The sequence below is a fragment of the Novosphingobium sp. B-7 genome (assembly GCF_000410615.1).
In the GTDB taxonomy this organism is placed as follows: Bacteria; Pseudomonadota; Alphaproteobacteria; order Sphingomonadales; family Sphingomonadaceae; genus Novosphingobium; species Novosphingobium capsulatum.
Window position 1 is genome coordinate 1 of sequence record NZ_APCQ01000433.1, and the last position, 1,684, is coordinate 1,684.

The 1,684-nt window shown below is 66.6% G+C and carries 2 protein-coding genes; one reads left to right on the forward strand and one right to left on the reverse strand.

What is annotated here, in order from left to right:
* Positions 1-14 precede the first annotated feature (14 nt).
* Positions 15-1,229 (forward strand): L,D-transpeptidase family protein, encoded by a 1,215-nt coding sequence (locus H926_RS0105400; RefSeq protein WP_082209022.1) that lies wholly within the window; start codon positions 15-17, stop codon positions 1,227-1,229.
* 88 nt (positions 1,230-1,317) lie between these two features.
* Here H926_RS0105400 and H926_RS0105405 read toward each other — a convergent pair.
* A partial coding sequence (locus H926_RS0105405) for an SPOR domain-containing protein (RefSeq protein WP_028657626.1) occupies positions 1,318-1,684 on the reverse strand: 367 nt, incomplete at its 5' end.

The window sequence follows — 1,684 nt, forward strand, 5'->3', positions numbered from 1 at the left end:
CGCCCGGCGCGGCCGTGGCCTTGCCCGCGCCGCCCCCTGCCCTGCCCGAGGTGGAAGCGCCGCCGCCAGTGGCGGTGTGGACGCTGCAGGATGCCAAGGACCTGCTTTCGGCCATTCGTGGCATCGGCAGCGAAGGCCTGTTTGCCCGCGATTACCAGCCTGCTGCGCTCGCCGCCGCGATCACCAAGGGGGAAGGCGACGATCTCAACCAGCTGGCCAGCAAGCTGTTCGTGTGGCTGGCCGAAGACCTGCGCGACGGGCGCACGCCGATGACCGCACGCGAGCAGTGGTTTGCGGTGGACCCCGACCAGGACCTGCACCCCAATTCGGCGCTGCTGGCCCAGGCCACCGAAACGCATGACGTGAAGGGCACGCTGCGCGCGCTGCTGCCCACGCACCCCGATTACGCCCTGCTGCGCCAGCTGTTGCAGACCACCAAGGAGCCGGCCAAGCTGGCCCTGGTGCGCGCCAACATGGACCGCTGGCGCTGGCTGGCCCATGACCTGGGCCTGCAATACCTGATGATCAACGTGCCCGAGCAGATGCTGCGGTTGACGGTGAACAACCAGATCATCACCACCTATCGCGCCATCGTGGGCAAGCCGGGCAAGACCGCGACGCCGCAGCTGGCGGAAATGGTGGAGAACGTGGTGTTCAACCCCACCTGGACGGTGCCGCAGTCGATCGTAAAGGGTGAAGGCCTGGGCGCCGATCTGCTGGCCCACCCGGCCAAGGCCAAGCGCATGAACTATGCCGTCAAGCAATTGTCTGACGGCACGATCCAGGTGGTGCAGCAGCCGGGCGAGAACAATTCGCTGGGCCGCGTCAAGCTCGACATGCCCAACGAGTTTGCCATCTATATTCACGACACGCCCAACCGGAACCTGTTCGCCCAGGAAAACCGCGCGCTGTCGCACGGTTGCATCCGCGCCGAACGCGCCACCGAACTGGCCATGACCATGGCGATCCTGGGCGCCGACCTGCCCAAGGAAACCGCGGTGGAATACAACCTGTCGGGCAAGTACACCAAGGTGCCGATGACCAAGCCGTTCCCGGTCTACATTACCTATTTCACCGTGGCGCGCGATGTGAACGGCGTGATGCGCAGCTTCAAGGACATCTATGGCCGCGATCCGGCCGTGCTCGCCAGCTTTGCCCAGCCGCGCCAGCTGCACACCACGCAGCGCAAGAGCAATGAAGCCGTGATCAAGCTGGACAACCCGCTCTAAGCAGCAGGTCTGCCCACCAGGCGAAAACGAAACGGCGGCGAATCATTGCTGATTCGCCGCCGTTTTGCGTGTGTGAGGTGCGCTGGGATCAGCGGCGGTTGCTGGCAAAGCGGATAGTGGGGGCCATGCCGGGCTGGTTGGCCACGGGATTGGCCAGCACGATGCACACGCCGCCCTTGGCCTTGACCGAGCCGCACAGCGAGCGCGCCGGGCTGGCGCTGGCAAAGCCGGCGGCCTGGGTGCGCCAGAACTGCTTGCCGTTGACGACTGCGGCGGTGATCACCGGGCGATAGCCCTTGAGCGCGGGATTGATCGCCAGGTAATGGCGCCAGGCGCGGTGCGCGCCTTCCTGCGTGGAAAAAGCGCCCAGCTGCACCAGGTGGGTGCCAGCCGGCACAGCCGGCGTGCGCGCGGCGAGCGTGGCCACGCGGGCCTGGGCCGCCTTGGCCACCAGG